The 23,666-nt window shown below is 68.5% G+C and carries 26 protein-coding genes; 12 read left to right on the top strand and 14 right to left on the bottom strand.

Annotation, left to right across the window (positions count from 1 at the left end):
- The coding region (locus tag E2651_RS15585) for a family 20 glycosylhydrolase (protein WP_135331732.1) at window positions 1–1,794 on the bottom strand (1,794 nt) is incomplete at its 3' end.
- A 130-nt stretch (window positions 1,795–1,924) separates the two neighbouring features.
- Between E2651_RS15585 and E2651_RS15590 the strand changes: the two genes are divergently transcribed.
- Window positions 1,925–2,464, top strand: coding sequence for a GNAT family N-acetyltransferase (locus E2651_RS15590; RefSeq protein WP_167828802.1), 540 nt, complete (start codon window positions 1,925–1,927; stop codon window positions 2,462–2,464).
- A gap of 278 nt (window positions 2,465–2,742) precedes the next feature.
- Here E2651_RS15590 and E2651_RS15595 read toward each other — a convergent pair whose 3' ends face one another.
- Window positions 2,743–3,969, bottom strand: coding sequence for a site-specific integrase (locus E2651_RS15595; RefSeq protein ID WP_135331734.1), 1,227 nt, complete (start codon window positions 3,967–3,969; stop codon window positions 2,743–2,745).
- Window positions 3,953–4,504, bottom strand: coding sequence for a helix-turn-helix transcriptional regulator (locus E2651_RS15600; protein ID WP_135331735.1), 552 nt, complete (start codon window positions 4,502–4,504; stop codon window positions 3,953–3,955). Before E2651_RS15600 ends, E2651_RS15595 begins: the two co-directional genes overlap by 17 nt.
- Window positions 4,505–4,611: 107 nt before the next feature.
- Between E2651_RS15600 and E2651_RS15605 the strand changes: the two genes are divergently transcribed.
- From E2651_RS15605 to E2651_RS15640, 9 genes are all read left to right on the top strand, one after another.
- Window positions 4,612–4,839: an excisionase gene (locus E2651_RS15605; RefSeq protein ID WP_135331736.1), complete on the top strand. Its 228-nt coding sequence runs from the start codon at window positions 4,612–4,614 to the stop codon at window positions 4,837–4,839.
- A gap of 292 nt (window positions 4,840–5,131) precedes the next feature.
- Window positions 5,132–7,474 (top strand): YfjI family protein, encoded by a 2,343-nt coding sequence (locus E2651_RS15610; RefSeq protein WP_245238857.1) that lies wholly within the window; start codon window positions 5,132–5,134, stop codon window positions 7,472–7,474.
- Window positions 7,471–7,641 (top strand): hypothetical protein, encoded by a 171-nt coding sequence (locus tag E2651_RS43930; RefSeq protein ID WP_167828803.1) that lies wholly within the window; start codon window positions 7,471–7,473, stop codon window positions 7,639–7,641. Before E2651_RS15610 ends, E2651_RS43930 begins: the two co-directional genes overlap by 4 nt.
- A 165-nt stretch (window positions 7,642–7,806) precedes the next feature.
- Window positions 7,807–8,469, top strand: a complete 663-nt coding sequence (locus tag E2651_RS15615) for a hypothetical protein (RefSeq protein ID WP_135331737.1) — start codon at window positions 7,807–7,809, stop codon at window positions 8,467–8,469.
- Window positions 8,466–8,693 (top strand): hypothetical protein, encoded by a 228-nt coding sequence (locus E2651_RS15620; protein WP_135331738.1) that lies wholly within the window; start codon window positions 8,466–8,468, stop codon window positions 8,691–8,693. The genes E2651_RS15615 and E2651_RS15620 overlap by 4 nt, the downstream gene beginning before the upstream one ends.
- An 8-nt stretch (window positions 8,694–8,701) precedes the next feature.
- Window positions 8,702–9,343 carry a hypothetical protein gene (locus E2651_RS15625; RefSeq protein WP_135331739.1) on the top strand — a complete coding sequence of 214 codons (642 nt, stop codon included), beginning with the start codon at window positions 8,702–8,704 and terminating at the stop codon, window positions 9,341–9,343.
- A gap of 359 nt (window positions 9,344–9,702) precedes the next feature.
- The gene (locus E2651_RS15630) at window positions 9,703–10,311 is read left to right on the top strand and encodes a hypothetical protein (protein ID WP_135331740.1); all 609 of its coding nucleotides are present in this window, start codon (window positions 9,703–9,705) and stop codon (window positions 10,309–10,311) included.
- Entirely contained in the window at window positions 10,308–11,147 is an 840-nt protein-coding gene (locus E2651_RS15635) for a hypothetical protein (protein ID WP_135331741.1), read from the top strand. Before E2651_RS15630 ends, E2651_RS15635 begins: the two co-directional genes overlap by 4 nt.
- A 412-nt stretch (window positions 11,148–11,559) precedes the next feature.
- Window positions 11,560–11,853, top strand: a complete 294-nt coding sequence (locus E2651_RS15640) for an HNH endonuclease (RefSeq protein ID WP_135331742.1) — start codon at window positions 11,560–11,562, stop codon at window positions 11,851–11,853.
- Window positions 11,854–11,935: 82 nt separating this feature from the next.
- Here the strand turns inward: E2651_RS15640 and E2651_RS43935 are convergent, their stop codons facing one another.
- Both E2651_RS43935 and E2651_RS15645 read right to left on the bottom strand, forming a co-directional pair.
- Window positions 11,936–12,094 (bottom strand): hypothetical protein, encoded by a 159-nt coding sequence (locus E2651_RS43935; RefSeq protein WP_167828804.1) that lies wholly within the window; start codon window positions 12,092–12,094, stop codon window positions 11,936–11,938.
- The gene (locus tag E2651_RS15645) at window positions 12,091–12,438 is read right to left on the bottom strand and encodes a hypothetical protein (protein ID WP_135331743.1); all 348 of its coding nucleotides are present in this window, start codon (window positions 12,436–12,438) and stop codon (window positions 12,091–12,093) included. The genes E2651_RS43935 and E2651_RS15645 overlap by 4 nt, the downstream gene beginning before the upstream one ends.
- Before the next feature lie 144 nt (window positions 12,439–12,582).
- Here E2651_RS15645 and E2651_RS15650 point away from each other — a divergent pair, with 144 nt between their 5' ends.
- Window positions 12,583–13,854, top strand: a complete 1,272-nt coding sequence (locus E2651_RS15650) for a hypothetical protein (protein ID WP_135331744.1) — start codon at window positions 12,583–12,585, stop codon at window positions 13,852–13,854.
- Between the two features lie 11 nt (window positions 13,855–13,865).
- The gene (locus E2651_RS15655; protein ID WP_135331745.1) at window positions 13,866–14,399 is read left to right on the top strand and encodes a GNAT family N-acetyltransferase; all 534 of its coding nucleotides are present in this window, start codon (window positions 13,866–13,868) and stop codon (window positions 14,397–14,399) included.
- A 964-nt stretch (window positions 14,400–15,363) separates the two neighbouring features.
- Here the strand turns inward: E2651_RS15655 and E2651_RS15660 are convergent.
- The 9 genes from E2651_RS15660 to E2651_RS15705 all read right to left on the bottom strand — a co-directional run bounded on the left by E2651_RS15660 (window position 15,364) and on the right by E2651_RS15705 (window position 23,622).
- Entirely contained in the window at window positions 15,364–15,603 is a 240-nt protein-coding gene (locus tag E2651_RS15660) for a hypothetical protein (protein WP_135331746.1), read from the bottom strand.
- On the bottom strand, window positions 15,600–15,836 hold the full coding sequence (locus E2651_RS15665) for a hypothetical protein (protein WP_135331747.1): 237 nt from the start codon (window positions 15,834–15,836) through the stop codon (window positions 15,600–15,602). Before E2651_RS15665 ends, E2651_RS15660 begins: the two co-directional genes overlap by 4 nt.
- Before the next feature lie 16 nt (window positions 15,837–15,852).
- Complete coding sequence (locus E2651_RS15670) at window positions 15,853–16,584, bottom strand: hypothetical protein (protein WP_135331748.1); 732 nt, start codon at window positions 16,582–16,584, stop codon at window positions 15,853–15,855.
- A complete protein-coding gene (locus E2651_RS15675) occupies window positions 16,574–16,945 on the bottom strand; it encodes a hypothetical protein (protein WP_135331749.1) in 372 nt (123 codons plus the stop codon). The genes E2651_RS15670 and E2651_RS15675 overlap by 11 nt, the downstream gene beginning before the upstream one ends.
- On the bottom strand, window positions 16,942–17,424 hold the full coding sequence (locus E2651_RS15680; protein WP_135331750.1) for a hypothetical protein: 483 nt from the start codon (window positions 17,422–17,424) through the stop codon (window positions 16,942–16,944). The genes E2651_RS15675 and E2651_RS15680 overlap by 4 nt, the downstream gene beginning before the upstream one ends.
- A gap of 187 nt (window positions 17,425–17,611) precedes the next feature.
- Window positions 17,612–18,214: a hypothetical protein gene (locus E2651_RS15690; RefSeq protein ID WP_135331752.1), complete on the bottom strand. Its 603-nt coding sequence runs from the start codon at window positions 18,212–18,214 to the stop codon at window positions 17,612–17,614.
- Window positions 18,211–18,630 carry a hypothetical protein gene (locus E2651_RS15695; protein ID WP_135331753.1) on the bottom strand — a complete coding sequence of 140 codons (420 nt, stop codon included), beginning with the start codon at window positions 18,628–18,630 and terminating at the stop codon, window positions 18,211–18,213. The genes E2651_RS15690 and E2651_RS15695 overlap by 4 nt, the downstream gene beginning before the upstream one ends.
- 635 nt (window positions 18,631–19,265) lie before the next feature.
- Window positions 19,266–22,004, bottom strand: a complete 2,739-nt coding sequence (gene ppdK / locus E2651_RS15700; protein WP_135331754.1) for a pyruvate, phosphate dikinase — start codon at window positions 22,002–22,004, stop codon at window positions 19,266–19,268.
- Window positions 22,005–22,410: 406 nt separating this feature from the next.
- Window positions 22,411–23,622 (bottom strand): ROK family protein, encoded by a 1,212-nt coding sequence (locus E2651_RS15705; protein WP_209446160.1) that lies wholly within the window; start codon window positions 23,620–23,622, stop codon window positions 22,411–22,413.
- Between the last annotated feature and the right edge of the window lie 44 nt (window positions 23,623–23,666).

A 23,666-nucleotide genomic window follows, 5' to 3' on the forward strand; every position in this document is an offset into this window, starting at 1 on the left:
CCCCCAGTCCAACCGCACCCGCCCCACATGCCGCACCCCACCGAGGTCGACCCGCAACCACGGCCCTCCCACCTCAACTCCACTGCTCCAGCAGGTGACATGGCTGCCGTCGGACGCGTACGACGCATGCGCACCCGACGACGCGGTCGCGGCCGCACCGAAGGCGAGTTCGTCGGGCTCGGCCAGTGTCGGGGTCACCGTGGAAAGCCCGGGCCCCTGCGCCCCGCGCCGCAACAGCGCGGTGAACTCCCCATACGCGAGGCCCTGCCCGCCACCGCTCCACATCTTCTGGGCGAGCGTGCCGTAGGTCTTCTCGACGAGCCCGTGGACGTCCTGCTGGGTGTACGTGGCGTGCACGAGGTCGTTCCACACGGCGGACATCGCACCGCGCAGCTGCGGATCGCCTGGGGGCAGGCTCTCGCTCCCCGGGAAGACGTGCGGCTCCCAACTGTCATACAGATAACGGCCGTCGAGCCCGTGCCCGTGGTAGTAGTCGGCGAACGGCACCACGTACAACAACCCGTCGTTCGTGTTCACGATCTCGTACCCGTCGGCTTTGGCGGCCTGCGGCCCGTACCACCCGTTGTTCCAGCTGTGGATGGTGACGTCGCGGTCGTAGCCTTCGGCCGAGCCGGCCATCTCGGTCAGACTCCCCCAAGCGCGCGGATGCTTGCCGAGCGTCCGCAGGTGCTCAGCCATGTCATTGAAGTACGCGCGATATTGGGCCTCCGGCCCGGTGTACTCATCGGCCCCGTAGTGCACTTCGGGACTACGAAACCACGGCACGAACTCGCCGAAAACCTTCTTCATAAAGTCGGTCGTCTCGGGCTTGGCGAGGTCGAGATGGTCGGAGTTGCCGCCGTCGAGCCCCAGCGAGGGCCGGAAGCGTACGAAGGAACGCGAGTGGGCCGGGGCATCGATCTCCGGGGTGAGCTGCACGGCGTGCAGGGCGGCGGTGTCCTCGAAGGAGTCCCAGTCGGCACGGGAGTACGACCCGTCGGGCGCGGCGAGCCCCTCCCACTCCGGAGAGTCGCTCCGCAGCCGGAAGGCGTCATAGGCCTTGCTCCAGTCACCACCCGGGGCTTTGATCTCGTTGTCGTTGAGATGAAGCTGGAGATCATTGAGCTTGAACCACCCCATGACGCGCAGATAGTCCCGCACGAACCCGGGCGTGAAGAAGCGCCGCCCGACGTCCAACATGAAGCCGCGCAGCCGGTAGTTGGGCCAGTCCTGCGCGGTCCCGACGGGAACGCGAGAGCGCTGCTCATCATGGAGGAGGATCTGAAGAAGTGAGCGCGTGCCGTAGTAGACACCCCTGTAGGCGGGCGCGGTGATGGTGACGGCGTCGCCCGTGACGGCGAGTTCGTACCCCTCGCGGGCGTAGAGCTCACCACCATCGGCGTGCCGGGCGCCCGCGTCGAGACGCAGCAGGATCTCGCCGTCGGCGGCGCGGGAGCGGCTGACGGTGCGGGGCGCGGCGAGCTTCAGTCCGGTGACATCGGCGATATCCAGTGTCAACTGCCGTGCAAGTACCAGCAGTTGACCGGCGTCCTGAACGGGGACGACGACGCGCGACTCCGATGCAAGCCGGTGGACACCATCACCCCCGTCCCATTCCTGGAGGGCGGGGATGACGGCCGGCCGGGCGTTGCCCCGGTTCGCGCCACCGGCAGGGGACGCCTCTGCACCCACGGCATGGGCCGAGGGCAGCGGAAGAGCGACGGCCGCGCCCGCGACGGCCGCGCCCGCGACGGCTGTCGCGGCGATGAGAGAACGACGGGAGAGGTTCGTCATGGCAGTGGACTACACCACTCAACTCCCCAACCTCACAAGGGAATCAACAGAATCACTCGCGAGGGGCCAAGCCGGATCATGATGGGGGATGTCTAATAGATCTGAGACCCCATCCCCTGCGGCACCGGCCATGGTGCGACTCTCCAGTTACACGAAGACAGAGCAGGACGAGATCCTCGGCGCCGGCGATGACCCCTTCGGCGTCGCCGCAACCGGCTTGACCTGGCTGCCCAAGGAAGAGCACTTCGGCATCAGACACGGAGACCGGCTTGTGGCACACGCCGGCCTGCTACGGCTGCCTGTCGCGATCGGCGACACCGAGACAGAGGTGGTGGGAGTCGGCGGAGTGGCCGTCGCACCCGACGTGCAGGGCCAGGGGCTGGCCCGGCTCGTCGTCACAGCGGCACTTGACCATGCGCGCACGATGGGCCCGCAGCACGCACTCCTGTTCTGCCGCCCTCCGCTCGTACCGCTGTACCAGCGCCTCGGATGGCATCCGCTCGACAAGGACGTACGCGTCGAACAACCCGAAGCCCGCGTGGTGACGATGCCGCTGCGAACCATGGTGACGCCCCTGCGCGACGACGCGTACTGGCCTTCAGAGCCGGTGCGCCTGTTCTCACAAGGGGTTGGAGCCGTGCGCCGGGTGCCAGTACGTAGGTGCTCGTGAACCCAGCCAGGGCGCCGAGGGCGGTGAGTGAGCGTCGCAAGGAACTCTCCAGACGCGTGCTCGCATGGCTACGTTGTGTAACCAACCCTGAACTTACCCGTCCGCAGCGCGGCCAGCCCCGGCGAGCTACTCCAGCACGCCGAGCTCGACGCCAGGGAAAGCCCTGCTCAACCCCGAAGGGGCAGCACCCCCGCACAGGGTGTATGGCCGATTCCCTGAACTGGGAAGTCGGCCTTTTCTCTGCCCTGCGGGGCACTCTCGGGGCACTTAGGGGACCCTTACTTGAGTGCCGCCTCCATCATGTCCGCCGTCTTGTCGACGTCCGACTCCCACAGGTGGGTGTAGACGTTCAGCGTGATCGATGGCTTAGCGTGACCGAGTCGCATCTGCACCTGCTTCGGTGTCGCCCCGTTCTTGATGAGCACCGAGGCGTAGAAGTGCCGCAGGTCATGAAGCGTCGTGTCCTCAGGGACGCGCACCTTACTGCCGGACCTCCCCAAGTAGGCGTTTGCCCGCTTGATGTTGCGCGCCCAGACCCTCGTCCAGCTGCTACGCCTGATCGCGCCCCCGTGCTCGTTCGTGTACAGCAGACGGACGTGACGCCACACCGGCTTACGCGGATTCGTCCGGTCCTCAATGTGCACGACCTTGGGCGGGAACTCGGCGCGATGCCGGGTCAAGTCCTCGACGACAGACGGCCCCTGCGGAACTGACCGGCGACTCTGCTTCGTCTTCGGCTCCCCGAGGTACGGCACTCCCTTGTCGGGGCCGATCATCTGCTGCTTCACCGTCACTGCCTCGCTCGGCTCTTCGTCTTCCTGGCCGAACAGCTCGCCCTGCCGTAGCCCCGTGGAAGCGGCCTGCCGCACCAGGGCCCGGTACCGGGCGGACGCGGTGACGATCAACGCTTTGACGGCGTCGGGGTGGAGCGGGTGAATCTCCGGATAGAAGACCTCGGGGGGCTTCAGACCCTCCCACGGGTACTTCGCGATGATGCCTTCCTGGTGAGCCATCTTCAGGATGCTCGTGCAGGCATTCCAGGACGTCGCGAAGCTCGACGGTGCGATAACCGCGGATCGGTCTTTGATCCACTTCTGCCCGTCCAGCCGCTGAATACTGCCTATCTGCCGGTTCCCGAACGTGGGGTACACGTGCAGCCGCAGGGCCCGTTCGACGTTCGTCTCCGTGCGCTCCCGGTGAACGGCCATCTCGCGCCAACGCTCGCCAACGACCTTGAACTTCTCCTTGCCCCGCTCGCGGTTCACGAACGTCCGGTCGTCCAGCTGCGCCGTCACCGCACCCGCGCGCGAGTCGGCCTGCGTCCGCTTCTCGAAGCTCTCCTTGCACTGCTTCCCGGACAGATCCCGGTAGCGCACCAGCCAGCGATGGCCCCTGCCGTGCTCGGCGTTCGCGTACACGACGTTCGCTTTCGTGCTGTGCTCCGCGCACGGTTCGGCGTCGGCCGGCGGCCGGGACAGATGCCAGCGGTCATGCACCTTCGCCATCAGTGCCCCCTCCGGGCATCTTCTTCACTCCGGTCATCAAGTCGAGAACGGTGTCGTCGTCGGCTTCCTGGCCCATGACCTCCCGATACCGGGTCCGGATGGCCTCTGCCATGGAGCGCCCCTCGACAGTCGGCCGCATCTGTATGGGCTGCGGCAGCTCATCAAGAGGTACCTCTGTGCGGAACATTCGCTCGTCCGTGCCCGGCAGGGGGCTCTCACCTCGGAACCATTCCCGCACCCGTCGCGCTGGATAAGCCTCGGCATCAGTGATCCGAAAGGGCTGATCTACCACCGGCACTAGCAGGTGCACGGGCGCCACATCGAAGACTCGCGACAACGCCAGCAGTTCATTCACGGACACGGTGGCGCGGCGACCGTTTTCGAGGTTGGCAACGATCGACCGGTCCCAGCGAATACCGTGCGCGGTCATCTGCGCGCCGAGCTCTGTCGCGGTCCAACCCTTTCTGGTCCGGAGCTCTTTGACCCTTGCCCTAATCGTGCCTACCGGGTCGGCGGCATCTACCGTGTGATCCATGAGCACATCAAAGCATTCATTGACACACCGAACAAGGACGGGGCATGATCGGGCACAAGAGGTGCTTCCATCTGCCTGAGTGTGCTTCACGATCACACGGAGTGTTCATGAAACGCGTCCCCATCCCCGATTCGACCGGCCCAAAGCGTCGACCTCTCGCCACAGTCCCGGATCTTTCCGAGCACTACGGCGTTCCGGAAAAGACCGTTCACCGCTGGCATCAGACGCAGACCTGCGTCGGGCCACTGATGTTCCGAGTCGGCAAGTACCTGCGAGCCCGCTGGGACGACATCGAACAGTACGACGCAGAGCAGGCCGGAGGCGCTGCAGCATGACCGAACGCACAGAGACCCGCCAGGGGCTAACTGGCGGGTCTCCGGAAGACCTCACAGCGGGCGGGTCTGAGACCAGCCTGCCACAGGGTGACCCACCCCGTGTACCCGGACGACTCGACACGTACCGGTCTCGCTCCGCGAAGTGGCATCGGCAGGTTCGTGTCGAGGCTTGCCCGCGCTGTGGGCACCCCCACCTTCACCGCGCCCCGCTCCCCCTCGTCCGATCCGTCCTCAAGACCGCACCCTGCGGCCTGACTTACGTCGTGCAGCTGCGCCCCATGGCGGTGACTGTATGAGCGCACACGACCGCGTCCTCGAGGCCCTGGAGCAGCACGGCAGCAAGGGCCGCGGCACGTCCTACCAGTGCGTCAGCCACGACGACAACGCCCCGTCCCTATCCGTCACCCGCGGCAATAGGGGCGTGATCCTCAACTGCCACGCCGGATGCGCCACCGAGGACGTGGTGAGCACCCTCGGTCTGACCATGGCTGACCTCTTCGACGAGCCCCTGGAGAAGCGCGAGCGTCCGCAGGTCGTCGCCGAGTACCCGTACTGCGACGAGCACGGCCAGGTGCTCTACGTTGTGCGGCGCCTGGAGCCCGGCTATGACGGCGAACGTAAGACGTTCCGCCAGTACAAACCGGACGGCACGGCAGGCGTGAAAGGCGTCCGCCGAGTCCTGTATCGCCTCCCCGAAGTCATCGCCGAGGCACAGGCCGACGGGACCGTCCTCGTCGTCGAGGGCGAGAAGGACGCTGACAACCTCCGAGGCATCGGCTGCACCGCCACCTGCAACGTGGGCGGCGCGGGCAAGTGGCGCGACGAGTACAGCGAGCACCTGCGAGGCGCCGCCGAGGTCGTCGTCATCGCCGACCGAGACGAGCCCGGCCGCAAGCACGCGGCCACCGTCGCCGACTCCGTACAGCGTGCAGGCATTCCCGTGCGTGTCCTCGAGCCCGCCCGCGGCAAGGACGTCTCCGACCATCTGGCGGCAGGACTCACCTTCGACGACCTGGCACCCCAAACACGGACCGCCCCCGCCCAAAACGATTCCAGTAATTCCAGCGAAGCCCTCTGGGGGCCCGAAGAGGCATCCGCTGGAATAGGTGGAACGGAAAATGAGGGGGGCGGTCCGTGTTGGGACCCGCCCCTGCCCGTCCCTAAGAACGTCCTCCCGGTGTTCCCCACAGACCTGCTCGGCGACTCCCTCGCCGGATGGGTCCGGGCACAGGGCACCTCCCTGAACGTCTCCGACGACCTGCTCGCCCTCTCCGCGCTCGGCACGATCTCCGCCGCGCTCGGCGGCCGAGTGCAGGTGCACGTGAAGGACGGGTGGGAGGCCGAGAACGTCTGTCTGTACTGCCTCGGTCTGGCCGACTCCTCCGCCCGCAAGACGCCCGCGCTCGATGCGGCCTCGGCGCCCATGCGGGACCGCATCGGCCAGCTGCGAGAAGAGCAGCGCGCCGAGGTCGAGCAGAACGAGCAAGAGATCCGGATCACGGAGAAGGAACTCGCGGCCGTCGAGAACGACGTCTCCCGGAACAAGGCCAGCAAGGAAGACGCACGCGCCGTCCTCGACACCCTGCTCGGCCTGAAGGCGCAACCGGGCCTGCCCAAAGCGTTCGTCGGTGACGTCACCCTCGAAGCGCTCGGCAAGGTCATGGGCGAGAACGGCGGCCGTATGGCGCTGCACGAATCCGAGGCGGGGTTCTTCAAGGCGTGCGCGGGCCTGTATGGCAACGGCCGCGCCGACATCACCCTCGTCCTGAAGGCGTACAGCGGCACCGGACACGAGATCGACCGTGTCGGCCGCGGCCACTCCTGGATGCCCCGCACGGCCTTGACGTTGACGCTCATCATTCAGCCCGGCGTCGTCGAGCACATGGAGAAGGACAACCCCGAGTTCAAGTCGTCCGGGTTCCTGAACCGCTTCCTGTACGCCCTGCCCGTCCCTATGCCGCCCGGTGCTTTCGACACCCCCGACGTGCCCCTCGACGTCGCCCTCGACTACGCACGACGCATCGTGCGCCTGGTCGACGACGTCTGGACGAGCGAGAACATCCGCACGCTCACGCTCACCGTGCAGGCCCGCAAGGTGTTCGCCGAGTTCTATAACCAGACCGACAAGGACAAGGCAGACGGCGGCCCGCTCCATGACATCGCCGAGTGGGCGGGCAAGCTGTGCGGCCAAGTCGCCCGGCTCGCCGCGTGTCTGACTCTGTACGACAACGTCGCGGCGGCCGAGATCAGCGAAGACGCCATGACCCGCAGCATCGGCCTCGCCCCCTACCTGACGGCCCACGCACGGACTGCTTTCGCCCTCATGTCCCGCGACGGAGACGGCGGCCGAAAGCTCCTGCGCGACATCCTCGACCGGCTCCCCCAGCTCCTCGCCGATGACCGCACGGTGACCGCACGGAAGATCCGGGAGTCGTTCAAGGGGCGACGGGCCAGCGGCTCGGCTGGCGGGGTCGACGCCGAGGCCATCAAAGAGGCGATGTCCGAGCTCGAAGAACTCGGGTGGGTCGCCGAGATCCCGGCACCGCCACGCAAGCCCGGCCAGCGAGGACAGAAGCCCTCGCCCAAGTACGACGTCCACCCGTGGATTTACGACCCGCCCGAGGAGGCGGCATGACTTCCCATGTCGAGCAGCAGATAGCCGCACGCATCGCCGCGGTCAAAGCCAGACGCCGACGACGGCGCGAGGAGCGGCAAGAGTTCGCCGAGAACCGCGCCCACGGACTTCAAGCCAGGCACGCGGCGAAGGTGGCCCGGTGGGCTGACGAGGACGCCGACCAGTGACCGCCCGCCACCGCTGCAGCAGCTGCGACCGCCCCCTGAAGGCCGGCCGCTACCGGCAGTGCGTCCGAGGCTGCGGCGCCAAGCTCTGCCGCTCCCGCCACCTTCCCCTCTGCACCGACGTACACGGCGGGCAGTGCCCCAACCTCGACATCCCGGAGGGGCGCCATGACTAAGCAGCTCACGAAGTTCTACGACACCGACCGCCCGCACACCATCCGCAGCCTGCCCAGCGACGAGACCGTATGGGACCTTGCCCCGGACGAGCACACCAACGTCGACTGGAACCCCGGAGTCATCGGCTGGCGGACGGAGTGCATCACGCGGTCCCCCCGCGGGTTCATACTCAGAAACTTCCCGCACCAGGCCGGCCGCAGCACACCCGCCCACTGCACCGACTACAGCCACCAGGCTCCCGACCCCGCCTGCGAATGCGGCTACCGCATCGTCCGCAACCTCACCCAGCTGTCTGAACACTGGGACCGCGTCACCGAGGTCGGCGACTCCCGCGGCAGCCACGTCAGCAGCCTCGCCATGGCCATCGTCCGCGTCCGCGCATCTGGCGCCATCACAGGCCGCTACTTCAGCGGCTTCCCCAGTGACGACGACATCGTGAACTTCTCCGACCCCGAACACACCCTTCGGGTCGGGTCGATGGAACTCGTCGGCCCACTGCTCATCCCCCAGAACGTCCGCCACTACGCCAAGGCGCTGACCCGCAGCTACCCGCGGCTTCATAAAGCGGCCATCGCCATCAAGGACATCTACAACCTCGACGGCGGTGCACCCGTCACTGCACAGCAGACCGTCCCCGAAGGAGAACTGCGATGACCGCCGACGTGATCCGCACGCACTTCGCCCGCCAGCAGGAAACCAAGCGCGCCCGCAAGGACCCCACCTACCTGCAAGCGCTCCTTGCCGGGCAGGCGCCCACGGCCGCCGCCTACGTGACGGCCCTCGACATGGGCCGCGAAGGTGACGCTGCGATCGACGCCGCCCGCCAGATCGACCAGGCCGCCGCCAACTTCACCCCCGGCACCCCGCCCGCCGCCTAGGAGAAGCCATGACCAAGACCGTCACCCTCGCGGACGCCGAGCAGCAGCTCACCGCGGCGACCGCCACCCTCGACCAGCTCAAGGCAAAGATCCTCGACCAAGGCCCCGGTACGGTCACCGCCGAAGAACTCGGCACCGCCGCACTCGCCGTCGAACACGCACGCCTCGCCGTAGGCCACGCTGCCAAGCAGGCAGAAGACCAGACCGAGCAGGAGCGGCAGGAACACCTGCACGACTTCAAGGCCGATACCTTCGAAAAGGCCGGGACCGTCGAGGGCATGCTCGACGCCATGCAGAAAGTCGCAGAAGGCACGGCCTACATCGTCCGCTTCTGCGCAGGCAGGCAGCAGCTCGTCAGCAACGGCATCAACACCCTGCGCCGAGAAGGCGTACCCCAAGCAAGCGAAGGTGCAGCCGAGCAACACGCCGGCCTCGCGTGGAGTGACGCGTCAGCGTTCGGCGGCCCCGCCCTTCACGCTGACGGACGGCGGATCGCCGGGATCAACGCTGGCCTGCCCATCGCGGCGGCCGTGACCCGAGGCTGCGCCGAAGCCGGCAAGCCGTCCGGCTGGCTCGGCCCCGTGCTGCAAGTGCCGCAGACCGGCGAACTGGCCGACAACCCCGAGACCTGGCTCCGAGCCCGGTACTGACAGACGGCTCGCGCCACCCCAGGGGAGCGCGAGAGGCGGCAGCGGGATCGGCGCCCGCGTGGTCGTCGCAGCGGCAGGCGCACGGCATTCCCCGTGCAGCCGGCGCCTGCCGCACACGATCCGGAGATCGTTACCACCCCTGGGGAGGCCCCTAACGATCTTCGGATCTGCGGATCGGGCACGTTAGCTGGCCTCTGGGCGCGCGACTCTGGGACCAGGGTGATCAAGGTCTGACCTGCGCTCTTGGATTTGATCTATCCGCCGGTAGGGCTGACCTCCACGTCGCTCCTCACCACGCCAACCACATAACAGCAGGTCAGACGGCATCTAGCCGTCACTCAAACCGAAAGGACTTCCCCATGACCCCCGATCAGATCCGCGAGTCCTACGCCCGCCAGGTCGAGAAGATCCGCGCCCGCGAAGACCTCACCGACCAGGCCCGGCAAGTGGCCATGGCCCGCGCCCACAAGGCCGCCGCCACCCGCCTCCAGGCCGCACGCGACGCCGACCGGCAGCGGTACGAGGAGCGCCGCACGCAGCTGGAGAAGCGACTGTTCGGCAACAAGGAGCTCACCGGTACGGACGCCCTCAGCGCACGGGACGCACGGGAGCGGGCCGCGCAGCTCGGCGACCCCCGCGAAGCGCAGGCCGCGTACAACCGGGCCCAGCGCGACGGAGACCGGGACATGCAGCGCGCCATCGCCTCCCACGCCGCAGACCTTGCCGCGATGCCGATCCTCGGCGACGCGTGGGCGCCCCTCGTCGAGACCCACGCCGCAGCCACCCCCGGCTACGCCGAGAACCTGACGGAGCTGCGGACCCTGGCCGAGCCTGGCGGCTTCATGGACGCCACCTACGCCAGCCCCGACGTGCCGTCCGAGCTCGGCCGGATGAGCGTGCAGCAGGTCAACTCCCTCGCCGACAGCGAGCTTTCGGTGTACGGCCACGATGCACCGGAGGCGGCGTGATCACCTTCGACCACGACACCGGGAAGGCGCAGGCCGCTGTCGACGCGGCCCGCCGCCGCGGTCTACCCGTGCCGCAACAGATCGACGACACCGCGGCCATGTGGCAGGTCGTCATGGACGCCGCACACATGCGGCCCCCCGAGCGGCCCGGCCGGGACGACGTGCCCGCTACAGCCGAGGAACTTCGCACGCTGATCGAGATGAGGGCACACCAGCACCGGATCGCCGAAGCGCACCGGCAGGTCGCCGGCGACTGGCACGAGCCGATCGCCCGCAAGTACAACGCCCTCGTCGCCGAGCACGTAACCGGCTGGATCAGCGCACTGCAACCCGACTTCCTCGCCCTCGTCAAAGTCCTGGCCAGGCAGGAGAAGAAGCTGCCCGAACTCCTCGACGCCCAGCGCATCGACCTGCGCGACCCTGCGATCAGCGCACCGTGGGAGACCGCATCCGCAGCGGCCGTGAAGCTCGACCAGCTCGTCGAAGCCAGGCAGATCCTGGCGCGAGCAGCCAGCCAGGATCTCGGCCGCGACGCACAGCTGTGGGCAGTCGCCGCGGTCGACGAGCCCACCGATGCCGAGGTGTTCGCTCACAGGCTGCGCGACGAGGTCGGCCCGGCGATCCGCCAGTGGAAGGAGCTGCGGCACCAGCCCACCGCACGCTGGCTGTTCCTCAGTCGCAGCCCACACTTCACCCTGCAGCTGGCCACACCCGGAGAGGTAGCCGAACGGCAGCAGGTCATGGACCGATGGCACCAGGCCGTGCAGGTGGTCATGACGTCAGGTCTGTCACGTCAGCAGGCTCAGCAGGCAGTCGCGACAGCCTTGCGAGCGTGACTCCATGAACGTCGACGTCAACGGCAGCGAAGGTGTTGGGCATGACGACTTCGCACCGATGGCGAGCAGGCTCATCCGTAGCCGCCATGACTGCTCGCCAGCGTCGGCCCCGCGGTCCGGTCGGCCACTCAGGAGACCGGCCGGACCGCAACCCAAATGTGGATCAAACACCCTGGGGAGGGAGGGCCCCGTGCCGATCTTCCCGGATCGAAGAGGTATAGCAGCTGACCCCGTGCTCGGGTTTGGAAGTTTCGGATCTTGTGGAGCCGCAGGTCAGCGACTTCCCCGAAAAACAGGGCCCGGCCGCACGCTGCCAGAGGGGTGCTAGACGGTATCGATCCGGCAGAGATCACCCGGAGGGATCTTCCCCCACCCCAACCGCTGTCTGATTCGCCCGAATTGAGGTACTGGAATGGCTCACAACTGGAACACGTCGTCGAGGCGGTCGAGGCTGCCTGCGGACTGGGAGAAGCGCCGTAAGGCAGTGATCGAAAGGGATGTGGTCTGTCAGATCTGTTTTGTGCGGACTGCGGTGATCGCTGACCATATCGAGCCGATGACCGATGACCATGAGCTCGATGCGCTTCAGGGTGCTTGCGATCCGTGTCATCGGGTGAAGACCGCTCGCGAGGCGGCTGCCGCGCGTGCGGCCAGGCCCCGCCCGACCACGCGCCACGGCGACGAGCCGCATCCCGGTCTGCTGTAGCCCCGGCCGGGATGCACCTACCGACCGGGGCCGTGACCCGTCCGCCCTCGGGGGCACCACAGTGCATCGGGCGGGCGGGGGTCTATGCCTGTGTGCGGCGGACGTAGGCCGGCGACTTCGGGCACTGCTTGTGCAGGGTGACGATCCTGCCGCCCGCTGAGATGGAGACCTGCACGTAGGTCTCGACCGGCTGCCCCGACCTGATCGGCTCGTCGCAACGCCAGCAGAATTGGCCAGTCATCGCCGTACCTCTTTCAGCGTCTGCCGCAGCGCGTGGCCTTCGACGCAGCGAGCGGTCTCGTCGGCGCACTGCTCGCAGTTCTGTATGTGGTCGAGGAGCGCCCGGTAGGCGTGTGGCTCGGCGCAGAGTCGGCAACTGCGGGGGAACCAGACGAAGTCGGTGTCGAATCGTTGCTCGGAGCGTGTGCCGAGTTCGACGGCGTTCTCCGTGGTGAGGGTGACGGCGCACCACACGCAGGCACGTCCGCATGTCTGCGCCACGGACAGCCCCTCCACGGGCGGCACAGGGGGGTGCACTGCCCGTTCGACGGTGCCGTTGCCCGGTGGTCCCGCTTCTCTGCTCATGACGTCGAGGTTCCCGGAAGTGTCCTGTTGCCCATCAGGACGGAACTGGGGCAGTTACTCGCGGGCGACCGGACAGTTTTACCCAGCGGCGCACGACGGTAGGTCTACCGTCGAGAGACGTGGGCGCAAGGTGGGGGGACGGCCATGGCCAAGCAGCGGAACACCAAGCTCGAGGCCCTGCTTGTGGAGTTCGGCTACACCCATCAGCAGCTGGCCGACGAGATGAATCAGGCCGCGCAGGACGTGTTCGGCAAGCCCACCCAGTGCACCGACCGGCATGTGCGCCGCTGGATCGCGGGTGACGTGCAGTGGCCATGGTCCCGCTACCTTCTGCCCCTGCAAGAGATCTTCGGCCGCAGCCCGGAGGCCATGGGCTTCATCCCGCGCAAGTCCTCACGCGTACCGGCCCCGCCCCGGCGGCGGGCGCCCGTGAAGGAGGACCGCCCCGTGAGACGCCGGGAGTTCATTGCGGTCGGCCTGACCTCCGCCCTCGGTCTGGACGCCATCCCTTCCGCAGGACGGCTTGGTACAGCCGACGTCGAGCGGATCCGGGCGATCGTCCCCGCCCTGTACACGCACGACCATGCCCTCGGCGGGGGCGCCCTGCATGCGGTGGCCGAGGAGGCGCTGCGGTCCGTCCACCACGCGCTCAACCACTGCACCTACGGCTCTCGCGTCGAGCGGGCCCTGTACGCCGCGACCGGGGACCTGGCGGCGTCGGCCGGCTGGTTCGCCTACGACGCCGGGCTACAGGAGGACGCGACGAGCTTGTACAGCGAGGCGCTGCAGGCGGGCATGCTCGCCGGGGACGGCATGCTGCAGGCCCGTGTCTGGTCCAACCTGGCGATGCAGGCACGCCTGTTGGACCGCGACCAGGAGGCGCTGCGGATCGGGCGGGCCGCGGTCGAGACGCGGCAGGCAAAGGCGGATCCGTGGCTCATGTCGCTGCTGCACTGCCGCCAGGCCGTCGGCCACGCCCGTATCGGCGAGCGCACCCGAGCCGAGCGGTCCCTCGCACGGGCTGAGAGCGCCTACGACCGCACGAACGGCGATCCCGCGGCCTGGCTGTCATTCCTCACCCCTGCGGAGCTCACCGGGCTCGCTGGGGCCGCGCACCAGGCCCTCGGCCGGTACGGGCAGGCGCAGGAACTCACCGCCTCCGCGCTGGACATGCTCGAGCCGCGCTTCGAGCGCAACCGGGTCTACTACACCGTGCAGAGCGCACAGGCCCTTCTCGACGGCGGGGAAGTCGAGCAGGCAGCCGCCGAGGCCCTGCGCGCCACGGCCATAGGCGAGCGCGTGCAGAGCGAGCGGGTACAGGGCAAGCTCGACGGGCTACGCCGACAGATGCGCCGCCACGCCCACGTGCCCGCGGCGGCGGACTTCCTCGAGCAGACACGACGGACGGGAGCGTGAGCGTGGACGGCATGCGACTGGAACGACGGGACGCAGCGGGGCTCGGTGAGATCCGGCCCCAACTCCTCGACGTGTACGCGGAGATCTACGCGGACCGGCTCGGCGAGGAGTTCCACAGTGTGGAGCGGTTCGACGAGCGGCTCGGCTGGAACTCCGAAGTGCCCGGCTTCACCGCGGTCGTCGGCTCCCTCGACGAGACTCCGGTCGGCTACGCCTACGGCTGCGTGCTGCAGGCGGGCACCAGGTGGTGGAACAGGCTGCGCACGCCAGTGCCCGACGGCGCGACCGTCGAGGACGGAGCACGCACCTTCGCCCTGTCCGAGTTGATGGTCGTCGAGAAGATGCGCGGCACCGGGGCAGCGAAGGCGATCCACGACGAGCTGCTCCGAGGCCGCCCCGAGCAGCGGGTGACGCTCCTCGTCGAACGGGAGCACCCCAAGGTGCGCGGCCTGTACGAGGCGTGGGGATACGGGTGGTTCGGCGAGGTTCTGCCGTTCGCCGACTCGCCTCTGTACGACGCGATGGTGCTGCGGATCGACAGCTGACACCTGCTGACACCTGCTGACACCTTGATCCGCTGTCAGCGGGGTGTCAGCCGGTGTCACCGCAGGTCAGGCGGGTGCATAGTGGGGCAAGTTGGGGTGTGCGAGGGGTGTGCAGAACGGCCCGCACCCTGTGCGGCCTGCACAGGGGTACCCCGATTCTGCACACCCTCCGCACAGGGGCATAGCCGGGCATAGCGCCTGCCTGTACACCCTCCGCACAGGGTTCGGCAGCCCGTCTATGACCCGCCTAACCCCCGTCTATGACCCGCCTAACCCCCGTCTATGACCCGGCTATCGCCCGTCTAGGTCATGGTCGGGTGTCGGTCGGTAGGCGGGTCCAAGACGGGCTGTAGACGGGCGATAGCCGGGTCATAGACGGGTGCCTCACCACCTCACCAACCGGGCGGTACGCCTGGTCGGCCTTGGTGGGGCTGGTGGGTGGGGCGGTTGGTGGGACCCCACCATGATCAGGGAGGGTCACCCGGCTGAAACGGCCAGGGAGGGAGGCTGCACCCACCTCAGGAAGTGCGCCCTACGGCAGGTTTCAGGGGTGGCAAAACTGCCTCCCTGCCTCCCTAATTCGGGAAGGTTCGCAGACGAGACCATCAGGGAGGCGTTCAGGGAGAACTCCCTGCCTCCCCGGCGCCTCCCCATACCCGCTACCGGGTGAACGTCCAGCGTCCCGGAGCCTCGTGCGCGCACGTGCGCGCATAGGGGCCGACGAGTTCACCCGCGGCCGGGCGGGTGAACGAGTGAACGTCTTGACGCTCGGTCACGATCCTGGTCCCCTCGCGCATGCGCAACGCGCATGCGCGTCGGAGCCAGTTGGACGCGTTCCCGCGGCCCGTCTCGGCCACGCTCGGTGAGCCGTCCCTCGCGCGCGCGTGCGTGAGCGGGCGCGTTGAGACCCCAACGGCTCGCCCAGAACGGCTTGAGCCGTCCGTTGAGCCGTTCCTTGAGCCGTTCACCCTCGGCGCCGTCGCAGCTCGTCCACGGCCATCCTGTGCGGGCTGCACGGTATGTGCCGGTCCCAGTCGGCGAGCACCTTCAGTACCGCCAGGGAACCGCGCTTGCCGCCCGTCGAGCCGGTCGCCCCGCACAGACAGCGGTACGCGGCCGTCGCTGTCGGGGAGGCCAGTGACCACCACGGGCTGCCGGGCGGCGCGTACACGACGAGGCCGGGCTGATCCGGGACGGCGGTCACAGGCCGCACCCGTGGCGTGTCTGCCGGGTCTCGTCGGTCTCCGGCGGGCAGATCTCCGCCCACTTGTCGGGGTGCTTCTCGTACCACTCCTCCGCACAGACCTTGTGGCACGGCTTGCCCGCGTCGGAACGGAGCGGCGTCGGCCGGCGGCAGAGCACGCACGGCTCGTCATCACCCCAGTGGCCGGGGCCGGACCAGTCGAGGAACGGCGGCCACACACGGGCGCTCTCCACGGGACGTCTTCACCGATCACGGCGCCGCCCCCGCGGTGACAGCTGCACGCCGCACTCTGCGGCCGTAGCTGTCGGACTTGCCGAGCCTGGTTCCGATCTCGGTTCCGGTCAGTTCCGGCTCGACCGCCAGCCACGTCTTCACGGTCACGACGTGCTCGGCCGAGACGCCCGCGGGGACGTCGATGACGGGGGCGGAACTAGCCTCTGGTTCCGCCGGTTCCGCCTCGAGTTCCGGACGCTTCACCCAGTCGGGAACATCAAGGTCAAGGCCGGTTCCGCCCGCGGTTCCGGCGTCCGTCTTGAGCGGTCCGACGATCACCATGCGGGGCAGGACCGGAACCCGCTCGACCGTGACCGGAACCGGCTCAGGTTCCGCTGGTTCCGGCGACGGTTCCGCCGGTTCCGCAGGGGTGTCCACGGGCACGGACGCCCCCTCGCGCAGGACATGCACGCGCCACATCACGAGCGGTGCGATGCACGACACGGCGACGACGAGCGGCCACGACACGGGGATCAGCTCGGCCGAGACGAGATGGCTCAGCGCGTTGACCGTCGCCATCGCGACCACGACCGCGGCCATGTCCCGGCCCGCCCGCAGAGCACGCAGGGCGTAGATGTCGAGCGCCGCAGGGACCGCGCCGGCCACGTACACCCCGAACCCGCAAGCGCGGGCCAGGTGGTACTCGGCGGACGCGGTCACCACGAACGTGGCAGCCAGGGACAGCCAGCCCAGAACGTCACGCTTCACGCGGACTCCCGGCAGGCTGCGGGTACGCCCTGTCCACGGCCCGGTACACGGCCTGCATGAGCGGCTGCACCGACGGGTCGCTCGGGTCGCCGTCCTCGGCGAGGCGGGCGATGGACTCGGCCCGCATCTGGATCGTCAACGTGTCGCACGACACCATGTACGACTCGGCGAAGGCGCGCACCAGCTCGACCGGCCACTCGTCCGGATGCCGTGACCACGCCTCGAAGCTCGAGCCGCCCATCTCAACGAGCGCCGCCAACTGATCACGGGACACGACGGCTTGCATCGTGAGGGTGGCGTGCGGACCGTCGCAGGGCTCGGCGACGACGACCGGCTGATCCAGGTACTCAAGCGCGCTCATGCCTTCACCCACCAGTTCTCGACGAGGTCGGCGGCGGTGTCACTGACGGCCCGGTTTACGGCCTTCCTGAGGCTGCGGCCTGCCTGCGCCGTCGCCTCCTTCACGGAGCGCTCCACGCCCAGGGGGCCCTCGTCGTGCGCCAGGGAGCCGCCAAGGATGCCCATGTCCTCGACGCGGGCACGGATCGCGGCCACGGCCAGGCGCTCGAAGTCGGGCGGAACGGGGTCCTTACCGAGCCGCTTGCCCTTCAGGTAGCGCGCGACACGGGCGGCGACCGTCTCTAACTCCCCGGGCTCCGGGGTGTCGAAGGGCTCCGCGTCGACGTCGATGAGGTCGTACATCATCGGGTCGCCGAACTCCTGGATCTCGTACACGAGCGGCATGCGGTCCCGGTACAGGTCGAGGATCGCGGCGTGCTCGGCGGGGATCTCGGTCAGCTTCCCGTCTTCCTGCGGGTAGAACATCGGCGGCGTCATCATGACTCGCCCCTTTCTCCGCCGAGGCGGGCGATCGCGTGGGCGAACAGGTTCTTGCCGTGCCGGTCACCGACTGCGTCAGCAGTCACCAGACCGGCGAACAGCACGGGATAGGAAGGAAGTTGCCGCGGGGACCGGTCGCAGCGCCTGAGCGCCGCATGCTCGGTCGGCCGACGGACCAGAGGGGCACTCACGACTCGCCCCCGTCCCGGAGGTGGTCCAGGTCGTCGGCGAAGCGGTGCAGGCGCCCGGCATGGCCGAGGAGAGCCTTGGCCACCTTGCGCACGCCGTCCGGTCCGAAGTCGTGGCCGTCCCCCACCTCGATGGCAGCCACCGGGTACGGCTCGGGTCGCAGCTCGGCGAAAGGCGCCCACGACAGATGCGTCTGCAGGAACTCGATGACGCCGTGGCACTCCGTCTCAACCTTGGCGACGACGACCGGACCGTTGTGCGTCAGGTCCGACCGGTACTGAGGCTGTGCCAGATGGCCGGTGCACCACTCGGGGCACGGGATCGTCACGTCACCGAAGTCGAGGGTCGGCAGCGTCACCGTGCCGTCCGCGGACTGCTCGACCCACTCGGCCACGTACACGGGCTCGCCGCGGTCCTGCGTCCACGTGCGGCCGAACACGTCCCGGTGCTCCGGGTGCGGGTTCGTGTTCCAGATGCAGGGGAATCCGGGGTGCCCCGGCTGCGGGGCCCCACACACGGCGGGGTCCCCTTCCAGCGCGCCCTGGTGCCAGGCCCGGAGTTCCGGGTCGATACCCGACAGCGGGTCGTGTCCGTCGCTCACGCCTGCACCTCGTCGGGGAGCGTGCGGGCCAGGCCGCGCACGTCAGCGGAGAACGCGACCAGCTGGTCGGCGAGCGCGAGAGCCGCGGTCCGCTGGTAGCTGTTGACGTCGTTGTCGGTGTCGACGGCCAGGTACGGCAGACCCGCGTCCTCATCGATCGCGTTGGGCCACTGGGCGAGGAACACCGTGATCGGGGCCAGCATCGGCACGGGAAGTGTCAGGGTGCGGCGCTCGCCGTAGTGGTGGACGTCCGCCGGGTGCTTCTCGTTCTCCGCGATGTGGTCGAGGACGCACCACGCCGTCGGGCACTCGATGTGGACGAGGTGGCCGTCGATGAGGGCCGGGACGAGGCTCATGCCCTGCTTGAGCGCGGGGAGTTCGGTGATGGTGGGCGTGCTGATGGCAGACTTGGCCATAGCGGTTCTCCTGGCTTCTCAGGTGATCCGTAGGCCCTGAACCGGTGACACCGCCAAGTAGCACCGGGGAAGGGCCGCTTGCGTATCCGGCCCCGAGTAGATGTCAACTCAGTTCCGAACAATGTTGACAATACTCAGCCCTCATGGGACTGTCAACATTGTTCCGCACAGAGTTCGCAAGAGAGGTCGTGACAACATGGCAGCCATGGCGAGAGACGAGATCACGGAGCTCCGGACCCTGCGAGACGAGTACGACCGCGCCCGGGACGCCCTCATGGCTGCCATCCATGAGCAGCTAGACAAGGGGGAGTCCAACGCGCGCATCGCGCGATCCGTGGATTGGTCCCGCGAGTACATCGCCCGCATCCGGAAGGATCGCGCGGCTGCTCCGGAGCGTGACAGTGCCCCCGCTACGCCTTCGGGGCACAACGGGGGCACATCATGATGGGGCGCATTGAGGTTCAACGAGGCTCAACGCACCCTATTTATGCAGGTCAGAGCGCTACTTGACCTATCGGGGCAGTTCATGCCCGAAGGGGCAGCACCCCCGCACAGGGTGCTGCCCCTTCATCGTGGACCGGGACCGTCGCCGCATCGGTTCTGAGGGTCGGGGACACGGCGACGGTCCCGGGGCTTTACCGGTGGTCGCTGCCCGTGGAGTGGGAAGCGGCGCGGCCTGCCTCGAGGCGGGCCACCGGGATGCGGAACGGGGAGCAGGAGACGTAGTCCAGGCCCACCTCGTGGAAGAAGTGCACGGACTCCGGGTCGCCGCCGTGCTCGCCGCAGACGCCGAGCTTCAGGTCGGGGCGGGTGGCGCGGCCGGCCTTGACCGCGTCCTTCACCAGCTTGCCCACGCCGTCCTTGTCGATCGTCTCGAAGGGGGAGACACCGAAGATGCCCTTCTCCAGGTATGCCGTGAAGAAGGAGGCCTCGACGTCGTCGCGGGAGAAGCCCCACACCGTCTGCGTCAGGTCGTTCGTGCCGAAGGAGAAGAACTCCGCGGCCTCCGCGATCTGGTCCGCCGTGAGCGCGGCACGCGGGAGTTCGATCATCGTGCCGAGCGCCAGCTTCAGGTCGACGCCCGTCGCCTCGATGACCTCCGCGATGACCTGCTCGGCCTCCTCGCGGACGATCTCCAGCTCCTGGACCGTGCCGACGAGCGGAATCATGATCTCCGCACGCGGGTCGCCCTTGGCGTTCTTGCGCTCCGCGGCCGCCTCGGCGATCGCACGGACCTGCATGGTGAACAGGCCGGGGATGACGAGACCCAGGCGTACGCCGCGCAGGCCCAGCATCGGGTTCTGCTCGTGCAGGCGGTGGACGGCCTGCAGCAGGCGCAGGTCGTTCTCGTTGGAGTCCTTGCGGGACTCGGCGAGGGCGACACGGACCGAGAGCTCCGTGATGTCCGGGAGGAACTCGTGCAGGGGCGGGTCCAGGAGGCGGACCGTGACCGGGAGGCCGTCCATCGCCTCGAAGAGTTCGACGAAGTCGCGCTTCTGGAGGGGGAGCAGCTCCTTCAGGGCCTCTTCGCGCTCGTCGTCCGCGTCCGCCAGGATCAGGCGCTCGACCATCTCGCGGCGCTCACCGAGGAACATGTGCTCGGTGCGGCACAGGCCGATGCCCTGCGCGCCGAAGCGGCGGGCACGGAGCGCGTCCTCGGCGTTGTCCGCGTTGGCACGGACTCGGAGGCGGCGTACTCGGTCCGCGTACGCCATGATCCGGTGCACCGCGGCGACCAGCTCGTCGGCGTCGTCGGCGCCCGCGTGCATGCGGCCCTCGAAGTACTCGACGACCGGGGAGGGGACGACGGGCACCTCACCGGCGTAGACCTTGCCGGTCGAGCCGTCGATGGAGACGACGTCGCCCTCTTCGATGACGGTGCCGCCGACCGTCATGCGGCGGCGCTTGGTGTCGACCTCGAGGTCCTCGGCGCCGCAGACACAGGTCTTGCCCATGCCGCGGGCGACGACGGCCGCGTGCGACGTCTTGCCGCCGCGCGAGGTCAGGATGCCCTCGGCCGCGATCATGCCGTCGAGGTCGTCGGGGTTGGTCTCACGGCGGATCAGGATGACCTTCTCGCCCGAGCGCGACCACTTGATGGCCGTGTACGAGTCGAAGACCGCCTTGCCGACCGCGGCACCCGGTGACGCGGCGATGCCGCGGCCGAGCTGCTCGACCTTCGCGGTCTCGTCGAAGCGCGGGAACATCAGCTGCGCGAGCTGCGCGCCGTTGACACGCTGCAGCGCCTCGGCCTCGTCGATCAGGCCCTGGTCGACGAGCTGCGTCGCGATGCGGAAGGCGGCACCGGCGGTGCGCTTGCCGACGCGGGTCTGCAGCATCCACAGCTGACCGCTCTCGATGGTGAACTCGATGTCGCACAGGTCCTTGTAGTGCGTCTCGAGCGTTTCCATGATCTGCATGAGCTGGTCGTACGACTTCTTGTCGATCTGCTCGAGATCGGCGAGCGGGACGGTGTTGCGGATGCCCGCCACGACGTCCTCGCCCTGCGCGTTCTGCAGGTAGTCGCCGTACACGCCCTGGTGGCCGCTGGCCGGGTCGCGGGTGAACGCGACGCCCGTGCCGGAGTCCGGGCCGAGGTTGCCGAAGACCATGGAGCAGATGTTGACCGCGGTGCCGAGGTCGCCGGGGATGCGCTCCTGGCGGCGGTAGAGCTTGGCGCGGTCGGTGTTCCAGGACTCGAAGACCGAGCGGATCGCGAGATCCATCTGCTCGCGCGGGTCCTGCGGGAAGTCGCGACCGGCCTCGGTCTTGACGATCTTCTTGAACTTCGTGACCAGCTTCTTCAGGTCCGCGGCCTCGAGATCGGTGTCGACCGTGACCTTCTTGGCCACCTTGGCCGCCTCGAGCGCGTCCTCGAAGAGCTCGCCGTCGACGTCCAGGACGGTCTTGCCGAACATCTGGATGAGGCGGCGGTAGGAGTCCCACGCGAAGCGGTCGTCGCCGGACTGCTTGGCCAGGCCCGTCACCGACTTGTCGGAGAGCCCGATGTTCAGGACGGTGTCCATCATTCCGGGCATCGAGAACTTGGCGCCCGAGCGGACCGAGACGAGCAGCGGGTCATTCGCCTGACCCAGCTTCTTGCCCATGGTCTTCTCGAGGGCGTCGAGGTGTGCACTCACCTCGTCGCGCAGCTCGACCGGCTCCTCGCCGCTGGCGAGGTAGGTCTTGCAGGCCTCTGTGGTGATCGTGAAGCCCGGAGGGACGGGCAGGCCGAGGTTGGTCATCTCGGCGAGGTTCGCGCCCTTCCCGCCGAGAAGGTCCTTGAGGTCCCTGTTGCCCTCGGTGAAGTCATAGACGAACTTCACGGCCGCATCGCTCTGCGTCGCTACGTGGGGATCTTTGTTTTCCGACACGGGTCTCGACTCCTCGAGGACTCGGTGGCTGCCCTGACGGCGAGGAACATACCCAGATCGAAGGCACCTGGGTACGTCCACTTGTGCGTCATACGGCTGTAACCACCCGTCCGCCAGTAGATCGAAAGTGACTCGGCGGTAGGCCATCGTCCGACCATGTGTTCAAGTCTTGAACGATCAACCCCTGCAGAACCAGGGATTTGCTCAGATGAGCAGAGAAATCTCAGATGTGAGTTCACCTTATGAATGATCGAGCATTGGCACTGAGTGCCACCCCTTGGAGAAGTGGATTCGCCCACTATCCGCTCATCTGAGCGCAACCCCTATCAGGGGTGGCGAGAATCACGCTGTCATGAGGGGCCTGATGTCAGCATTCGGACCCTTGTCCGGACGGTCGCGCCGCCCGTCATACGCCGAGCGCGGCGAGCCGCTCCTCGGCCCGCCCCGGCGCGTACAGGTGCTCCACCACCAGCGCACCCGCCCCGACCAGGCCCGCACGCTCGCCGAGCCGTGAGGTGACGATCTCCAGATGAGCGGTGGAGCGCGGCAGGGCCCGCTGATAGAGGAGCTCGCGCACGCCGGTGAGGAAGGGAGTTCCGGCCAGATCTCCGGCGATCATCAGAACCCCGGGGTTGAGCAGCGTGACGACGGTCGCGAGCACCTCGCCCACCCGGCGCCCCGCGTCCCGCGCGAGCCCGACGGCCTCCGGGTGCCCGGCGTCCAGGAGCGCGCGCACATCCGAGCCGGACGCCGCGGGGACGCCCGCCGCGCTCAGCTGAGCGGCCACCGCTCGCCCGCTGGCCACGGCGGCCAGGCAGCCGTAGGAGCCGCACTTGCACAGGGCGGCGGCGCCCCCCGTCCCGTCCATGACCCGTATGTGACCGATGTCCCCGGCGCCGCCGTCGATGCCCCGGTACACCGCGCCGCCGACGACGACGCCCGCGCCGATGCCGGTGGAGACCTTGATCAGGGCGAAGGCCGAGCACCGCCGGTAGGAGGCGCGCTGTTCTCCGTACGCCATGAGGTTGGCGTCGTTGTCGACGAGCACCGGGAGGTCGGCGGGGCCGCCCGTGTGCTCGGCGAAGGCGCGGCTCAGGCGGCCTCTTATGTCGTACCCGTCCCAGCCCGGCATGATCGGCGGCTGGACGACGCGGCCGGTCTCGCTGTCGACGGGGCCCGGCACCGCGAGCCCGATGCCGCACACCGAGTCCGGGGCCCACCCGGCCCTGCGCAGCAGCTCGGCGAAGCGGGCGCCGAGCTCGCCGAGGACCGCGTCCGGGCCCTCCTCGATCGACAGCGGGCCCGCGTGCTCGGCGACGATCTCGCCGGTGAGGCTCAGCAGGGCGGTGCGGGCGTGCCGGGTCTCCAGGTCAGCGGCGAGGACCACCGCGTGGGCGTCGTCGAACTCAAGGCGGAGCGCGGGGCGCCCCCCGAGCGGTGACCCCGCAGGACCGCCCGCACCCTCGCGCAGCCAGCCCGCACGGAAGAGCCGGTCGAGGCGCTGGCCGACGGTGCCGCGGGAGAGTCCGGTGACCTGCTGGAGGGCGCCGCGCGTGGTGGCCCGGCCGCTGCGCACCAGGTCGAGCAGGTCACCGGCGCCGGCGTGGGGTCCACCCATGCGCCCTCCCGCAGCCTGCCCCATGTGCCCTCCCGCCGACTGCC

It is taken from the genome of Streptomyces sp. MZ04 (assembly GCF_004684775.1).
Lineage (GTDB): Bacteria > Actinomycetota > Actinomycetes > Streptomycetales > Streptomycetaceae > Streptomyces.

Coding starts and splice junctions, on each gene's coding strand:
- E2651_RS15590 (WP_167828802.1), top strand. CDS start 1,925: ATGGTGCGACTCTCCAGTTACACGAAGACAGAGCAGGACGAGATCCTC.
- E2651_RS15595 (WP_135331734.1), bottom strand. CDS start 3,969: ATGGCGAAGGTGCATGACCGCTGGCATCTGTCCCGGCCGCCGGCCGAC.
- E2651_RS15600 (WP_135331735.1), bottom strand. CDS start 4,504: ATGGATCACACGGTAGATGCCGCCGACCCGGTAGGCACGATTAGGGCA.
- E2651_RS15605 (WP_135331736.1), top strand. CDS start 4,612: ATGAAACGCGTCCCCATCCCCGATTCGACCGGCCCAAAGCGTCGACCT.
- E2651_RS15610 (WP_245238857.1), top strand. CDS start 5,132: ATGAGCGCACACGACCGCGTCCTCGAGGCCCTGGAGCAGCACGGCAGC.
- E2651_RS43930 (WP_167828803.1), top strand. CDS start 7,471: ATGACTTCCCATGTCGAGCAGCAGATAGCCGCACGCATCGCCGCGGTC.
- E2651_RS15615 (WP_135331737.1), top strand. CDS start 7,807: ATGACTAAGCAGCTCACGAAGTTCTACGACACCGACCGCCCGCACACC.
- E2651_RS15620 (WP_135331738.1), top strand. CDS start 8,466: ATGACCGCCGACGTGATCCGCACGCACTTCGCCCGCCAGCAGGAAACC.
- E2651_RS15625 (WP_135331739.1), top strand. CDS start 8,702: ATGACCAAGACCGTCACCCTCGCGGACGCCGAGCAGCAGCTCACCGCG.
- E2651_RS15630 (WP_135331740.1), top strand. CDS start 9,703: ATGACCCCCGATCAGATCCGCGAGTCCTACGCCCGCCAGGTCGAGAAG.
- E2651_RS15640 (WP_135331742.1), top strand. CDS start 11,560: ATGGCTCACAACTGGAACACGTCGTCGAGGCGGTCGAGGCTGCCTGCG.
- E2651_RS43935 (WP_167828804.1), bottom strand. CDS start 12,094: ATGACTGGCCAATTCTGCTGGCGTTGCGACGAGCCGATCAGGTCGGGG.
- E2651_RS15645 (WP_135331743.1), bottom strand. CDS start 12,438: ATGAGCAGAGAAGCGGGACCACCGGGCAACGGCACCGTCGAACGGGCA.
- E2651_RS15650 (WP_135331744.1), top strand. CDS start 12,583: ATGGCCAAGCAGCGGAACACCAAGCTCGAGGCCCTGCTTGTGGAGTTC.
- E2651_RS15655 (WP_135331745.1), top strand. CDS start 13,866: ATGCGACTGGAACGACGGGACGCAGCGGGGCTCGGTGAGATCCGGCCC.
- E2651_RS15675 (WP_135331749.1), bottom strand. CDS start 16,945: ATGAGCGCGCTTGAGTACCTGGATCAGCCGGTCGTCGTCGCCGAGCCC.
- E2651_RS15680 (WP_135331750.1), bottom strand. CDS start 17,424: ATGATGACGCCGCCGATGTTCTACCCGCAGGAAGACGGGAAGCTGACC.
- E2651_RS15695 (WP_135331753.1), bottom strand. CDS start 18,630: ATGGCCAAGTCTGCCATCAGCACGCCCACCATCACCGAACTCCCCGCG.
- E2651_RS15705 (WP_209446160.1), bottom strand. CDS start 23,622: ATGGGTGGACCCCACGCCGGCGCCGGTGACCTGCTCGACCTGGTGCGC.